We start from the raw sequence: 15,161 nt of genomic DNA on the forward strand, positions 1-15,161 counted from the left end.
CAACCGCAATGCGGCACCCAGGAGCGGCGTGTCGGAATGTGTGTGTTGTGTTTATGCCCCGCGCAAGATGCACAGGACGATTTTTTGGGAGCGACTTTATACCACAATACGCAACTGGTTTGAAGTCGACTTTCTCAGCAGCGTGATTTTTCGCTACAATCTATTGTCCCCATGGCCGCCAATGCGACCACCGACACAACCGGATACAGCGGAGCATTATGAGTATCACCATCAAGACCCTAGAAGAGATCGAAAAGATGCGCGTCGCCGGCCGATTGGCGGCCGAGGTGCTTGAGATGATCGCACCCAGCGTCGTTCCCGGGGTCACGACAAACGAGCTGGACCGGATTTGTCACGAGTACATCGTCAATGAACAGAAGGCGATTCCCGCGCCCCTGAATTATCACGGCTTCCCCAAATCGATCTGTACATCGATCAATCAAGTGGTCTGCCACGGCATTCCGAGCGACAAAAAACTCAAGGACGGCGACATCGTCAATCTGGATATCACCGTTATCAAGGATGGTTACCACGGCGATACCAGCATGATGTTCTATGTCGGCGACGTCGCCCCCCACGCCAAGCGTTTGTGTGAAGTGACACAAGAGTGTCTCTATAAGGGCATCAAGCTGGTGCGACCCGGCGCACGCCTCGGTGATATTGGCCAGGTTATCCAGCAATATGCAGAGAGCAACCACTACTCCGTTGTTCGCGAATACTGCGGTCACGGGATCGGGCGCGAGTTTCACGAAGACCCGCAGGTTCTCCACTATGGCCGCGCAGGCACCGGCGAAGTGCTTGAAGAAGGCATGTGCTTTACGATCGAGCCGATGATCAACGCCGGCAAACGGCAGGTCAAACTGAACAAACGCGACGGCTGGACAGTCGAAACAGCCGACCGCCGCCTGTCTGCTCAGTATGAGCACACTATTCTGGTAACCGCTGACGGGTGTGAGATCCTGACCCTCCGTTCAGACGAAACAATCTAAGCCGACAGCCGCCACGAGAGTACACAGCCTAATGTCCAACAGCTTCCTGTCCACAGAGCGTTTTTCCCGTTACCTCGATGTTGAGAAGCTGCATCGATCTCTTGAACAGGAAGCCACCATCAAGACCCTGAAGACTGCGCTTCGCAACTCGCTTGAGGCGATGAACGAAGCCTTTCGCAATGGCGAAGACATTCGTCACCTGGTCTATGGTCGCGCCTGGGTGCTCGATCAGATCCTGACTCAGGCATGGAAACGCTTTGAATGGCCAGGCACCGAGAATGTCGCACTGGTTGCGGTGGGCGGCTACGGCCGAGGTGAGCTGCACCCCTTCTCCGATGTCGACATACTCATTCTGATCGACGGCATAGAAGCGACCTCTTTCGAGGACAGCATCAGCGGTTTCCTGACACTATTGTGGGATATCGGCCTTGAGATCGGCTCCAGTGTTCGCACCATCGACGACTGCTACAAAGAAGCCCGCAACGACATCACGATCGCGACCAACCTGATCGAATCCCGCACGCTGATCGGAAATCCGCAGCTGCAGGAGGCGATGTACGAGCGCGTCACGTCGGAAGGTGCCTGGACAGATAAGGAGTTCTTCCGCGCGAAGCTTGCAGAGCAGTCCGAACGCCACGAGCGAACCAATAACACCGAATACAACCTTGAGCCCAATCTAAAAACGTCACCCGGCGGATTGCGAGACTTGCAAACCATCGGCTGGGTAGCCAAGCGCCACTTTGGTGCCACCTATATCCGCGACCTGGTCGATCACGGTTTCCTCACGGAATCGGAGCTTGAAGCCCTCAACAACGGCGAGCTCTATCTATGGACCGTGCGCTATGCTCTGCACATGATCAGCAAGCGCCGCGAAGACCGCCTGCTGTTCGACCATCAGCGCTCGCTGGCGGAGTTCTTCAAATATGAAGACGACAAGAGTGCCCTCGCCGTAGAGCAATTCATGAGCAAGTACTACCGCGTCGCCAAGGCGATGTCGGAGTTCAATGACATGCTGCTGCAGTACTTCGATGAGGTCATCCTGCGTGCCGAAGAGGAGCAGCACATCCGGCCGGTCAACAGTCGTTTTCAGATCCACAACGACTACCTTGAGGTCACCCACGACAAGGTATTCGAGTATCACCCCTTCGCCCTGATGGAGCTGTTCGTGATCATGGCCCAGCATCGGGATATCAAAGGCGTCCGGGCCTCCACTATCCGACTGATCCGCGATCACCGCCATCTGGTCGATGACAGTTTCCGCAACGATATACGCAACACATCCCTGTTCATGGAACTGCTGCGCTCAGAGGACGGTGTATCCACTGAGCTCAAGCGCATGAACCGCTACGGAATTCTAGGCCGCTACCTGCCGGAATTCGGTCGTATCGTCGGCCAGATGCAGCATGACCTGTTTCATATCTATACCGTCGACGCGCACACCCTGAAAGTGATTCAGAAGATGCGACAGTTCCGCCACCGCGATCACCGTGACACCTTCCCCGTCGCGCACCGCGTGGTCAATCACCTGCCGAAGATCGAACTGCTCTACATCGCAGGTCTGTATCACGATATAGCCAAGGGGCGCGGCGGCGACCACTCCGAGCTCGGCGCCGACGATGTCATCGCCTTCTGCGAACGCCACCACATCGGAAAATGGGATACCCAACTGGTCGCCTGGCTGGTACGCAACCATCTAAAGATGTCGATGACCGCCCAGCGGCGCGACCTCTCCGACCCGCAGGTAATCCACACCTTCGCCGAACAGGTGGGCGATATCATCCACCTGGACTACCTGTACGTGCTGACCGTGGCCGATATCAACGCCACTAACCACACACTCTGGAACAGCTGGCGCGCCAGCCTTCTGCGCCAGCTTTACATGGAAACCAAGCGCGCACTGCGCCGGGGGCTTGAAAATCCGCTTAACAAAACCGAGCGGATCGAGCAGGTCCAGCACGAAGCGCTGCAGGCACTTTCGCGCATGGGCGTGCGCGCCGACACGGCAGAATCCTTGTGGGAAGGCCTGGGGGACGAGTATTTTCTGCGCGAAGATCCGCGTTCCATCGCCAACCATACGCACGCCATTCTGGAACACCGGGACGCCAACACCCCGCTGATCACTCTGGAGAAAACCTCCTTCCGCAGTCACGAGGGCGCGACGGAGATCTTCATTTACACCAAGGACGAACCCAACCTGTTCGCCGCCACCGTATCGACGCTCGATCAGCTGCATTTGAGCGTTCAGGATGCCCGCATCATTGTCAGCGATAACGGCTATGCCCTGAACAACTACACGGTTCTGACCGAGGACAACCTGCCGTTATCAGATAACCCCGATTATCTGACCAACATACGGCGCCGACTGATCGAAGAGCTGAGCCACCCCGAAGACTACCCGGATATCGTCCAGCGCCGGGTACCTCGACAGCTCAAGGCCTTTGCGACCAAGACCCGCGTACTGATCAGCAACGATCCAACGCTGCACCAGACCGTACTCGAGGTGATAACGGCCGACCGACCGGGACTTCTTGCGCGCATCGGCCATATCTTTGTCGAGTTCGGCATTACGCTGAGAAAGGCAAAGATCGCCAACGTCGGTGAGCGGGTCGAGGACTTTTTCTTCATCACCGACCACAATGATCAGCCGATCAGCGACCCGGAACTGTGCCAGCAACTCCAGCAAGCGATCTGTCATCAGCTCGATCAGCATGTACAGCACAGCCAATAAGAGGATCCATTCAATGGACAACCAGACACGTACCGAAATTGAAGCTGCCGTCCTGCGACGCCTGCTGGCCCACCTCGATGCCCGCAAGGACGTACAGAATATCGACCTGATGAACCTGGCCGGATTCTGCCGCAACTGTCTGTCAAAGTGGTATGCCGCGGAAGCATCCGAACGTGGAGAGTCAATCGATTACGAGCAGGCCCGCGAAATCGTCTATGGCGAGCCCTACGCCCAGTGGAAAGAGAAGTATCAGACCGAGGCGTCGGCCGAACAGCTGGCCGCGTTCAACCTCAACCAGCCCGAAAAGTAAAACCGACGCATGGATGGGTTCAGTTGTCGCTTAATACCCAGGCACGCTGAACCCGATTCAGATCCACCTCAAGCACTGTGGCGTACACATCATCCTGAACGGGATAACTTTTAACCACCCGTGCGCCACGCACAATTCCCGCCACTGAGGTGCGGAACCGGTCATTCTGCAACACCATATCTTCTACCTGAGTGGTACCAAACAGATATTGGCCGTGAATAATACCCGCCAGCTCCTGATACGCGCGCAGTTTCGACGCTCTCATCGCATTGAGCATCTTCTGCTGCTGAGTCTCACCGGGCTGCTGGCTAATCGGCGCATAGCCAGTCGCACTGACCCAGTTAGGTTCTGCATTCTCCTCGACCCTGGGACGCATCTTCACATCCGGCAGTGCATCAACCGTGGCGGTAAAGGTATGCGCAACCGTCTCACAGCCAGCCAGAAGTACAAGACAGGCCAGCAGCGGCAATACTTTCAATCTATTCAAAGCGTTCTTCATCCCGATAGCACTCAGCTCACATGCCCGCAGGCCCCTGACGATTTTCAACGATCATACCGGCATCAGCCGCACGCACCGGGTCATAACCGGGCCAGGCCCCTTCCAGACGATTTAACGGTATATGCGACTGCGCCGAAGCCAGCACCTGGCGGGTCGTCGTATCCAGCACTCTGGCGTTGATTACCATACCTTCCGGCTGCACCGCATAGGTGCCCGTCAGAACGAAATAGATGCGATTGCGGCTGCGCAGCAGCGACAGCGACGACGGATCAGGCTCTTGCTTTGCCGTCGTAGTAAGGCTTACCGCGCGGTAATCCACCAGATTGTATCCCAGATGTTCAAGCTGGAAGATGAAGCTGTCACTCAGGCGCTCACCTATCTCACCCACCCGTTGCCGCTCAACCAACTCATGAAATTGCAGGATTGCCATAGGCAGACGCCTTACACGGTTTTCATCCAGCCCGGACGACAGCTGGGCCGCCATCTGGCGCACAGCTTCACTGACCGGATCAAAACCATTGGCCTGCGCACCCACCTGAGCCAGGTCCGCCACGAAGCCCACACGCTCGCCGTTGTTGCGCGATCCGGCCGTGTGTCGGATAAGTGCTTCAACCTGGGACAGCGCCTGCGGCCCCAGACTCTCCACCTGCACGGCCTGAGGCTCATCAGGGTTTGCCACGCAACCGGACAGGCCGATCAACAACAGCGACGCCAGCAGAGCTTTTTTCATCGATATCCAATCCCCTATATCAGGTGCGCCAATCTATCATGTTGCCATCGACCACCCCAAGCCCCCTCTCTGTCCGTGTACGACTGCGAAGCGGACAGCGGTTGTGCTACATTTCAGAACTTCAGTTTATGTATCGGTCGATCAGCCTTTATGTTGAGTACTCTTCGCCATCTAATTATTGTCGCGCTTATCTGCACAGCCCTGCCTGCCCATGCCCTTCAGGTGGAGGCCGAGGGCAGCGCAGCCATCGTCAACGGCGACATCGAACAGGCTCGCAGAAGCGCCATTGCCGATGCACGACAGGCCGCCGCCCTGCAAAGTGCTGCTTATATTTCGGCCACTCAAGCGATCACCAACGGTGTTCTGGATGTCGACACGCTGGAGCTCAGAGCGCTGGGCGAAGTAAAGAATGTGAAGACGCTGGACGAATGGATACAGGGCTCAATCCTGTTCGTGCGCATCCAGGCCGAGGTCTATGTCGAGCAGGGGTGCGAGTCGGGCCTCGCACCCCTGGGTTACAGGAAGAGTCTCGCCCTGACACTCTTCCCTCTTCAATCGCCGGCACAGGCCAGCAGCGGAGATTTAGGGACCATCCAGTCTGCGCTGCCCGGACTTATCGCGGACGCACTGGCTGATGAGAAAGCACTCGACCTGCTGAAGCTTACACATGTAAATCTGGTAACAGACCCTGCGTCCGCCCCGACGCTTCAGCTGCCGGAAGGCCGCATCAGCAACGCCCTGCAAAGCAGTGAATCGATGCGTAGCCAGTTCATTCTCAGCGGCGTCATCCGCGACATGTCGATGCGCACACCCGTCGGGCCGAGAGAACCCAACATATTGGTCGATCTATACAACCAGGCAGACTACGCAAGTCAAAGACATCTGCGCAACCTCAGCCTCGAACTGTTCCTTTACGACGGATTCAGCGGCGAGTTGATAGAACAGAAAAGCTTCAATACCCAAGGCCGCTGGACACGACCGAGAGAGGAACGCACCGGATTCGCCACCGCCCCTTTCTGGCAGCAGGATTACGGGCAGAATACCCGCAAATTGATCACTGAGGTTCGAGACTGGCTCAGCAGCCGACTTCGCTGCGAACCGTTCGCCGCCAGAATCACCCGCACAGAGGGCGACCGCATATGGATCGATGCTGGCAGTCGTCAGGGGTTGAAAAAGGGCGACAAGCTCAGCATCTATCGACGCATGACACATTATGACGACCAGATGCGCAGCTACTCGGAACTAAGCGATACCCACGAGACTCTGACGCTGGATCTGGTTCAGCCGGGCCTTGCCCGGGGACGCATCCCCGGTGACAGCCTCAGTCAGAACATCCAGCGCGATGATATTGTCATGTCTCGCTAGCTGGGCCATTGACAGAACATAAGGCCACTCTTAGGCTGCGCCAGCCAATCTGTCCGCCGTACTAAGGGAAACACTATGACAAGCGAGATTTTTGCCGAACTGGAGAACAAGCTGGACTCACTGATTGAGGAGGTCGAAACGCTCCGCCTCGAGATTAGCGATCTGCGCCAGGTGCGTGACAGCCTTCAACAGGAAGCGTCACAGACCGAAGCACGCCTGCAGAAGCTCGTCGGCATGTTCGATCGCCTTGAGGAGAGCGCCGCGCTCTAAACACCGGAGGTCACGATGACGGACCGAACACTTCTTTTGCTGTCGGCCGACATAGCCGGCGCTACCGCTTACAAGCAGACACACAGCGCCGGTGGCAGTACGCCGGAGTGGCTTGAACCGTTCGTCGATTTCTTCCGTGAGGTGCCCATCGTCCTGATGGGCAAACTCGCCCTCGCTTTCGCCGATGCCGACCTGATCCCCGAGCTTCGGGTGTGGCGCGTTGCCGGCGACGAAATTATCTTTCTGGCAGAGCCCACATCATCAGCCGAGACACTCGGCATCGTGGAAGCATTCGTTGCCATGGTGACAGACTACGATGATCGACTGAACGACCGTCATCAGCTGCACCTGCGCGGCGGCGCGTGGGTCGCACCCTTGGGGGGCGAAAATATCGGTATCGAGATTCTGGAGATGCATTCGGCGGCTGCCGCCTCAGGCCCCTACAAGGATTATCTGGGGCCCGATGTGGACAGTGGATTCAGATTGCTCAAGCACGCCCCACACGGACATACCGTGCTGTCGCTCAAGCTCGCTGCTGCTTTGGCCGCGGCAGGTGACTTGGGCGAGCTGTCACTCGGACACTGTGATGATCAACCCTTGCGAGGCCTGTTCGGCGGAAAACCCTACCCTGTGTTGATCAGCAACCGGGGCATTATGATTACAACTGATGTGCTCGCGCTGGAGCAGCGTTTTCTTTCACAGTTCGAACGCCCATCAGTGTTGCGCTTTACCACCCACTGATGGACGTCAGGCTACAGGGTACTTGCCCTGAGTGCGTTTAGCGCTGAGTGCCGCGTATGCGGACCTCAACGCGACGGTTCATCGCCCGCCCGGCAGAACTGCCGTTATCGGCAATCGGATTGCGCTCGCCATAACCGCGCGCGTTGAGACGCAGACGATCAACACCTACCGACATCAAATATTGAGCGACGGCTGACGCACGGCGCTCGGAAAGTTGCTGGTTATACTCGAACGATCCGGTCGAATCTGTATAACCCTCAACATCGATTTGAGTGCGGTCGAACTTCATCAGCACCTTGCCAACAGAATCCAACACTGGGTAGAACCCTGGATCAACACGATCACTGTCAGTGCCGAAGGTAATATTGCCCGGCATGATCAGTCGGATATCGTCGCCGATTCGCTCGACACGTACACCGGTGCCCTCAAGCTCCTGACGCAAGCGCATCTCCTGCTGATCCTGATAGTAGCCTATACCACCACCCACAGCGCCGCCGATCAGGGCACCGGCCAAGGCGCCCTCGTTGCGATCACCCTTTCCGGCAACCGCCGCACCCAGAATCGCACCGCCCAGAGCACCGATTCCCGCGCCCTTTGTCGCCTGCGAGGTTTTCTGCTCCTGCGTATAAGGGTCGAGGGTTGTACATCCAGAGAGCAGCGCAATCGAAAGCGCCGATGCCACTGCAGCCTTGTACTTCATGGTGTCACTCCTTAAAACATTTCGAAAAGTACCGTTGCAGACCGACAAAGCCGGTCCAGGTTCCCATGCATACTGTTTAGATCAGCTTAGCTTAACCGTCGATTAAGCGACCAAAATCGAAACGCATCGCCGTCGACACGCTGGTCAGTACGCCCGTCTACCGATAAAATGGGAGCCAGTTCAGCTTTATCCAACATCTGCATACGCTTTTCCAGCCCAAGGAGTTAACTCTTGTCTCAGCTTCCTGTCATCGTCGGCTTCGGTGGTATCAGTCCGGCCGGCCGAGCATCCTTTCATCATGGCTACCGCCGCCTGATTCTGGATCAGCTTGACAGCAAGTCACGACAGGAGACGATTCTGGGGCTGGCAACGCTGATGGGGCTGGCCAGTTTCGACGATGGCAGTTACGTCAACGCTGATGGCGAACGGGTCAGCGCCGACGGGCTTGCCGACGCTCTGGAGCCAGCCGTTCGCGACAATACGCTGATCCGGCGCATCCACCCGGACTGGTTCGATGTTCACGCGGTTACCTTCAACCGACCCGCCACTATCGAGGGCAGCGACGGTCAACTGCGGTTTCGTATGCGGCGCCGGCAGTTACCGGCACAAATACCAGCCAACTGGAGTGTGACCGAAAGCGACGGCGGCCAGTACGAAGTCATCGTACAAGGCCCCTGCGACCTGATCTTCCATGACACCAAGGAAGCACTGGTACAAAGCGCCGGCATGCTCCCCACCGGTTTCGAACCCGGGCGTCTTTATCAATCGCGCAACCATCCCCGTGGCCTGCAGATGGCCGTGTACGCCGCCTCCGATGCGCTGAACTCCGTGGGCATCCCCTACGAGGAGATCCTCAACCGACTGTCTCCCGATCAGATCGCCGTGTTCGCCAGCAACTCCATCGGCCAGTTGGACGACCTCGGTTTCGGCGGCCTGACAAAGTTCCCGGGACTGGGCAAGCGCACCACATCCAAGCAGATGCCGCTGGGTTATGCGCAGATGCCGGCCGACTTCATCAACGCCTATCTGCTCGGCAACGTCGGCGTCACCGGCGGCGCATTGGGCGCCTGTGCGACCTTCCTCTACAATTTGAAGAGCGGCGTTGACGCTATCCGCAGCGGCCAGTGCAAACTGGCCATGATCGGCGGCTCAGACGCGCCGGTCACACCTGAGGTGATCGAGGGCTTCCGCGCCATGGGCGCGCTGGCAGAAGACAAGCAGCTGGCAGCCCTGGACGGTATCGACACACTTGAAGATGACGACTACCGCCGCGCCTGCCGCCCGTTCGGCGAAAACTGCGGCTTTACCATTGGCGAATCCAGCCAGTATCTGGTCCTGATGAGTGATGAGTTGGCCATCGAGCTGGGTGCTGACATCCACGGCTGCGTGCCCGACGTGTTCGTTCATGCCGATGGCCACAAGAAATCGATCTCGGCCCCCGGTGTCGGCAACTACATGACACTGGGAAAATCGGCAGCACTGGTGCGCAGCATGTTGGGCGAGGACTCGCTGCGCCTGCGCAGCTATGTTCAGGCACACGGCACCAGCACCCCCCAGAACCGTGTAACCGAATCCCATGTCATCAATGAGATCGCCCGCGCCTTCGATATACAGAATTGGACGGTATCTGCTGTCAAAGCCTATTTGGGCCACTCTCAGGGTACGGCCGGCGGCGACCAGATCGCCTCTGCACTGGGGGTCTGGCGCTACGGTTTCATTCCGGGCCTGACAACCACACCGTCCATCGCCGACGATGTGCATACCAGCCATCTCAACTTCTCGCTAAAACACCAGCAGGTCGGTGAAACCGGCATGGACTCGGTGATGATCAACGCCAAGGGCTTCGGCGGCAACAACGCTACGGCGTGCGTCCTTGCACCCCACATCGGCGAACAGCTGCTTGAGCGCCGCCACGGCAAGGCCGCCATGCAGGCGTGGAGAGAGAAGCGGGAAGCGGTGCGTGAACGGGCTGCCATCTACGACCAGAACTCGATTCGAGGTCTGGCACGCCCGACCTACCTGTACGACCATCAGGTTCTAGCCGGTGAAGATCTGTCGATCAATGATCACCAAATTGAGCTTCCAGGCTATGCAAACCCGATCAGTCTGGATCTGACAAACCCATACAAGGACATGTGCTGACACTGACCGGCACATCAAGAGGGAGACGACATGAGCACGCTAAAACGCTGGGCATTGCCGCTGCTGCTGTCACTGTCGGTGACAGGATGCATCGACAGTCAACTTCTGCAGCGCGACCCTACCATTGACCAGTTCTACACGCTGGATAAGCAGAAGCTGAGACTGTGCCGCGGCGCCAGCAGCAGCTGCCATAACCTGGTTATAGTGGCCTACTCCCTGACCGTTATTCCCGAGATTGAGCAGGCCTACGGCGGTGAGATCAATGGCCCCAACTATCCGGTTCAGCTCGCCCAACTGCTGATGAATCCTCCGCGTGGCGAATACGAAGCCACTGCTCTCGGCAGCGAAGACCGTTACCTGCGCTTACCGGTCAATTCACAAACCGACACCGTATGGCACGCGCTCGAGCGGGCAAATAAACAGCTCTACGAGTAATTAAGACCGAGCAACTCAGTTGCGCTCGACCCGGTCACCTCGACAATCTGATGAACCGCCTCCCCTCTGAGCCCGGCGATGATGCCGGCGACATCCGCCACATGTCTGGGCTCATTGGGCTGATCGCGCCACTGGCTTAGCGGCATATCCGGCGCATCGGTTTCAAGCACGATCCACTCCAGCGGCAACTGTGCCGCCAGCCGTCTCAGCTTGGTTGCGCGGGAGTAGCTGATTGCCCCGCCAAAGCCCAGTTTGAATCCCAATTTTGCGTACTCCCGCGCCTGCTGCTCACTGCCGGAAAAGGCATGAACAATTCCTCCTCGCACCAAACGGTAACGGCGCAGCAGTTTGAGCACCTGATCGTGCGCCTTGCGCACATGCAACAGCACCGGCAGCTCAAAGTCCCGGGCAATTGCCAGCTGAGCCTCAAAGAGATCAAGTTGGGCCTGAGCGTCAAACTGCTCTAACTGAAAATCCAGCCCGATCTCGCCGACGGCGACCACTGAGCTGCGCTGCTGCGCGATAAGCTGGGCCAGTGCCTCCAGCTGATCGGCTTCATAGACCGACATGAAACAGGGGTGCAGCCCCAGCGCCGGAAAAAGGCGAATGTCCTGACGCTCACGCGTGCAAAGGTCCAGCACACGCGACCAATCGCGTGCCGTTACACCGGGGACAACAATGGCGGTAACGGCCGCATCAACGGCGCGACGCAACACCTGCTCACGGTTAGCGTCAAAGACAGGGAAGTCGAGATGGCAGTGGCTATCGATCAGCATGCAGGCAGTATGGCATGCACACTGATCGGTAACCAACGCCTCGCCACCGCGCAATGCAGTGCGCTGTGGCCAACAGCCGATAGGCTTTAATGTTCTCGCGTTGCACGGAACGCAATGTCAGGCCAGCGCTCCTCGGTCAGCGACAGATTGACCCGGGTCGGCGCCAGATAGGTGAGCAAGCCCGAGCCATCGTAGGCCAGGTTATCGTATGCCTTGCGCTCGAATTCGGACAACATCTTGTTGTCCTTGCACTCGACCCAACGTGCCGTCGCAACACTGATGCCTTCGTAGACACATTCCACCTTGTATTCATCTTTCAGGCGGAACACGACCACGTCGAACTGCAGCTGACCGACAGCACCGAGAATCAGATCGTTGTTCTTCATTGGCTGGAACAGCTGAACCGCCCCCTCTTCCGACAGCTGCTGCAAACCTTTCTGCAGCTGCTTCATCTTCAGCGGGTCGGTCGGACGTACACGTCGAAACATCTCAGGCGCAAAGTGAGGGATACCGGTGAACTTGAGGCTCTCACCCTCGGTGAAGGTATCGCCAATCTGGATCGTACCGTGGTTGTGCAAACCGATAATGTCGCCGGACCAGGCCGTTTCCACGTTTTCACGATCACCGGCCAGAAATGTCACAGCATCGGCAATCTTCACATCTTTTCCGATGCGCACGTGCTTCATCTTCATGCCCCGATTATACGAGCCTGAACAGATGCGCATGAAGGCTATGCGGTCGCGGTGCTTGGGATCCATGTTCGCCTGAATCTTGAATACGAACCCGGAGAACTTCTCTTCGGTGGAGTCGACATCACGGGTTTCCGTACCCCGCGCCGGCGGTGCCGGTGCCCACTCGACAAAGCCATCGAGCATCTCGCGTACACCGAAGTTGCCCAGTGCAGTACCGAAATAAACAGGTGTCAGCTTACCTTCCAGATAGGCTTGCTGATCCCACTGATGGGTAGCGCCACGCACCAGCTCGATCTCATCGACGAACTCTTCGTAATCGTCATCCAGCAGCGCCTTGGCCTCATCGGAATCCAGTCCGTTGATCAGTTTTTCATCGGCGAGGGTATGCCCCTTGCCCGGTGTGAACAGGTGCAGAGTATCAGTGTAGAGGTTGTACACCCCCTTGAAGCGTTTGCCTGAGCCGATCGGCCAGTTGATCGGGGCCGCTTCAATCTTTAACACCTCCTCTATCTCGTCAAGCAGCTCAATCGGATCGCGAATATCACGGTCAAGCTTGTTGACGAAAGAGAAGATCGGCGTGTCACGCAGACGGCAGACATCCATCAGCTTGATGGTCCGTTCCTCGACACCTTTGGCGCCATCGACAACCATCAGCGCCGAGTCCACCGCGGTCAGCGTGCGATAGGTATCCTCGGAGAAGTCTTCATGCCCCGGAGTATCCAGCAGGTTGACGATCCGATCCTTGTACGGGAACTGCATCACGGACGAGGTAATGGAGATACCACGCTCCTGCTCCATGCTCATCCAGTCAGAGGTCGCATGCCGGTCACTTCCTCGCCCCTTCACAGTGCCCGCCACCTGTATCAACTGACCGATCAGCAACAGCTTTTCGGTGATGGTAGTTTTACCGGCATCCGGGTGGGAGATAATGGCAAAGGTGCGTCGTTTGGCGACTTCTCGCTGAACAGAGTGTGACATCGGTTCTGGTTTCCAGATTGGCATAGCTGGCCAACCCGCCATACGCGGGTCGGCAAGTGATCGGTTCGAAAGGGCGATATTCTCGCCGATCAGCGCGCGATGAACAATCGATCAGACCCGAAAACGCCCGACCAACTCACTTATCTGCTGGGAAAGGTCACGAATCTCTACTGCCAGCTGCTCATTCAACTCCGAAATGGACGTAGCGGAGGCGGTCTGCTCACTGAGCGAGGTAAGGTTGTGTCCGATCTCTTCGGACACTGCCGACTGCTCTTCGGTCGCATGGGCGGTCTGGATCGACAGGTCACTGACCCGGGTGAAGGAGTCACTGAGTTCGGCAAACAGTTGATCGAGCTCGGAGATCGTCTCCATTGAGTGATCGGCATCTCGTTTACTGCTGTCGATCACCCTGACCGATTCCCCGACGCTGGTTTCCAGCCGCTCGATCATGCCCTGAATACGCCCGGTACTCTCCTGTGTACGAGTGGCCAGCACGCGGACCTCATCGGCAACGACCGCAAACCCCCGGCCCTGCTCACCGGCACGGGCCGCCTCAATGGCCGCATTCAGTGCCAGCAGATTGGTTTGCTCGGCGATACCACCGATAACATCCACAACTGAGGCGATCTCCCGCGACTCGTTTTCAAGCGCCTCTGAGCTGGATCTCGCGCGGTCCATTTCGTTGACCAGACTGCTGATGACCTTGTGCGTACGCGCCACCACATCGAGTCCGCGCTGAACCAGCGCACCGGAGGATTCCGCTTCGGCGGCCGTGCCGTTCGCCACGCCGGCCATCTCCTTGTTCGCCATGCTCATCTCATGCACGGCACTGACAATGGCGCTGGAGGCAGAATCCAGACTGACGGTAATGGAGCGGCTGCGATCCGAGGCATCGGTCAAATTGTCGACCAGCCGCCCGAACGCCGATGACTGTTGCATGATCGACGTAATCAGCACCTGCAGTTTTTCGACAAAACGGTTGAATTCACCGGCCAGCTCCCCGAGCTCATCCCGGCTGTTGACGGGGATTCGGGCCGTCAGATCCCCATCCCCTTCGGCGATGCGGGCGATGTTTCGCGTCAGATCCTTGACCTGATGACTCAACTTTCGCGGTATCAGGAAACTGATAGTCAGCGCGATAAGCAGCGCAACACCGACCACGATAAACATGACTTCGCGTGCATGGCCTATCTCGCCGGCAACCCGGTTGCGCATATCGGCAGCCGCCGATTCAGCCTGTTCCCCGGCGGAATCCAGTATGTCGCGAAGCGCAGAGAAGCGTTCCACTTCCGTTTGACGTAACTGTTCAAAATTTGCTGACGCGGAGCCCTTACCGGCCACCATCGCATCGGATGCCTCGCGCCACTGCCGGTAAGCGTTATCGAAGCCTTCGAACTGATCGACCACCTCAGGGTATTGCGCCAGATACGTGCGGTACTTACCGAATCGATCCCTTACCTGTTGGGCATTCTCTACCCGGGCGCTCTCTTCTTCTTCCGCATTACCGAATCCAGCCATCAGGTTCAATTCCGCTTCACGCGCCTGATATAGGTCACGGTCGGCGTTAAGCACAGCGGAAACTGCCGGCAGAAACATTTCGCTCTGGGCATCAATTACATCACGCTGCAAGCCAAGCAGACGGGAAAAAAGAACGATAGTAACGAGCAGGGTTACCACCAACAGCAGGATAGGCAGGGAGCTCTTGATTCGAACACTGTGAATGCTCATGAGAATCCTCTTGTAAATTTTTATTGCGCGCGCTCAGTAAAGCTTGTCCAGGCACCTAGGCACGCTTTGATTCTCATC

At 57.5% G+C, this 15,161-nt stretch carries 14 protein-coding genes; 8 read left to right on the forward strand and 6 right to left on the reverse strand.

All coding sequences use genetic code 11. The features are described 5' to 3' along the window. The first annotated feature begins 218 nt into the window (after nucleotides 1–218). The 3 genes from map to ADIMK_RS08140 are packed head-to-tail and all read left to right on the forward strand — an operon-like array spanning nucleotide 219 to nucleotide 4,027. The gene (gene map, locus ADIMK_RS08130) at nucleotides 219–989 is read left to right on the forward strand and encodes a type I methionyl aminopeptidase (RefSeq protein ID WP_036186028.1); all 771 of its coding nucleotides are present in this window, start codon (nucleotides 219–221) and stop codon (nucleotides 987–989) included. Between the two features lie 31 nt (nucleotides 990–1,020). Beyond that, complete coding sequence (locus tag ADIMK_RS08135; protein WP_036186030.1) at nucleotides 1,021–3,717, forward strand: [protein-PII] uridylyltransferase; 2,697 nt, start codon at nucleotides 1,021–1,023, stop codon at nucleotides 3,715–3,717. Nucleotides 3,718–3,730: 13 nt separating this feature from the next. Next, nucleotides 3,731–4,027: a DUF1244 domain-containing protein gene (locus tag ADIMK_RS08140; RefSeq protein WP_036186032.1), complete on the forward strand. Its 297-nt coding sequence runs from the start codon at nucleotides 3,731–3,733 to the stop codon at nucleotides 4,025–4,027. Between the two features lie 19 nt (nucleotides 4,028–4,046). On the opposite strand, the gene ADIMK_RS08145 is transcribed toward ADIMK_RS08140, so the two are convergent. Together ADIMK_RS08145 and ADIMK_RS08150 are read right to left on the reverse strand one after the other, a co-directional pair. Further along, nucleotides 4,047–4,514: an LPP20 family lipoprotein gene (locus ADIMK_RS08145; protein ID WP_231517017.1), complete on the reverse strand. Its 468-nt coding sequence runs from the start codon at nucleotides 4,512–4,514 to the stop codon at nucleotides 4,047–4,049. A gap of 28 nt (nucleotides 4,515–4,542) precedes the next feature. Then, on the reverse strand, nucleotides 4,543–5,256 hold the full coding sequence (locus ADIMK_RS08150) for a FlgO family outer membrane protein (RefSeq protein WP_036186037.1): 714 nt from the start codon (nucleotides 5,254–5,256) through the stop codon (nucleotides 4,543–4,545). A gap of 150 nt (nucleotides 5,257–5,406) precedes the next feature. Here ADIMK_RS08150 and ADIMK_RS08155 point away from each other — a divergent pair, with 150 nt between their 5' ends. The 3 genes from ADIMK_RS08155 to ADIMK_RS08165 all read left to right on the forward strand — a co-directional run bounded on the left by ADIMK_RS08155 (nucleotide 5,407) and on the right by ADIMK_RS08165 (nucleotide 7,632). After that, nucleotides 5,407–6,621 carry a flagellar assembly protein T N-terminal domain-containing protein gene (locus tag ADIMK_RS08155; RefSeq protein ID WP_051692695.1) on the forward strand — a complete coding sequence of 405 codons (1,215 nt, stop codon included), beginning with the start codon at nucleotides 5,407–5,409 and terminating at the stop codon, nucleotides 6,619–6,621. Nucleotides 6,622–6,696: 75 nt separating this feature from the next. Continuing rightward, nucleotides 6,697–6,891, forward strand: a complete 195-nt coding sequence (gene zapB, locus ADIMK_RS08160) for a cell division protein ZapB (protein WP_036186040.1) — start codon at nucleotides 6,697–6,699, stop codon at nucleotides 6,889–6,891. 15 nt (nucleotides 6,892–6,906) lie between these two features. After that, nucleotides 6,907–7,632 carry a hypothetical protein gene (locus ADIMK_RS08165; RefSeq protein ID WP_036186043.1) on the forward strand — a complete coding sequence of 242 codons (726 nt, stop codon included), beginning with the start codon at nucleotides 6,907–6,909 and terminating at the stop codon, nucleotides 7,630–7,632. Between the two features lie 37 nt (nucleotides 7,633–7,669). Here ADIMK_RS08165 and ADIMK_RS08170 read toward each other — a convergent pair whose 3' ends face one another. Then, nucleotides 7,670–8,332 carry a YiaD family glycine zipper/OmpA-like lipoprotein gene (locus ADIMK_RS08170; RefSeq protein WP_036186045.1) on the reverse strand — a complete coding sequence of 221 codons (663 nt, stop codon included), beginning with the start codon at nucleotides 8,330–8,332 and terminating at the stop codon, nucleotides 7,670–7,672. A 231-nt stretch (nucleotides 8,333–8,563) separates the two neighbouring features. On the opposite strand from ADIMK_RS08170, the gene ADIMK_RS08175 reads away from it, so the two are divergent. Both ADIMK_RS08175 and ADIMK_RS08180 read left to right on the forward strand, forming a co-directional pair. Continuing rightward, nucleotides 8,564–10,474 carry a beta-ketoacyl synthase gene (locus tag ADIMK_RS08175; protein ID WP_036186047.1) on the forward strand — a complete coding sequence of 637 codons (1,911 nt, stop codon included), beginning with the start codon at nucleotides 8,564–8,566 and terminating at the stop codon, nucleotides 10,472–10,474. 30 nt (nucleotides 10,475–10,504) lie between these two features. Further along, on the forward strand, nucleotides 10,505–10,909 hold the full coding sequence (locus ADIMK_RS08180) for a hypothetical protein (protein ID WP_036186049.1): 405 nt from the start codon (nucleotides 10,505–10,507) through the stop codon (nucleotides 10,907–10,909). Here the strand turns inward: ADIMK_RS08180 and ADIMK_RS08185 are convergent. The 3 genes from ADIMK_RS08185 to ADIMK_RS08195 all read right to left on the reverse strand — a co-directional run bounded on the left by ADIMK_RS08185 (nucleotide 10,900) and on the right by ADIMK_RS08195 (nucleotide 15,083). Then, nucleotides 10,900–11,721 carry a TatD family hydrolase gene (locus ADIMK_RS08185; protein ID WP_231517018.1) on the reverse strand — a complete coding sequence of 274 codons (822 nt, stop codon included), beginning with the start codon at nucleotides 11,719–11,721 and terminating at the stop codon, nucleotides 10,900–10,902. The two genes, ADIMK_RS08180 and ADIMK_RS08185, sit on opposite strands and share 10 nt — an antisense overlap. A gap of 50 nt (nucleotides 11,722–11,771) precedes the next feature. Beyond that, nucleotides 11,772–13,355, reverse strand: coding sequence for a peptide chain release factor 3 (locus ADIMK_RS08190; RefSeq protein ID WP_036186052.1), 1,584 nt, complete (start codon nucleotides 13,353–13,355; stop codon nucleotides 11,772–11,774). A 111-nt stretch (nucleotides 13,356–13,466) separates the two neighbouring features. Beyond that, a complete protein-coding gene (locus tag ADIMK_RS08195) occupies nucleotides 13,467–15,083 on the reverse strand; it encodes a methyl-accepting chemotaxis protein (RefSeq protein ID WP_036186054.1) in 1,617 nt (538 codons plus the stop codon). Between the last annotated feature and the right edge of the window lie 78 nt (nucleotides 15,084–15,161).

Source organism: Marinobacterium lacunae, from assembly GCF_000705555.1.
Lineage (GTDB): Bacteria > Pseudomonadota > Gammaproteobacteria > Pseudomonadales > Balneatricaceae > Marinobacterium_D > Marinobacterium_D lacunae.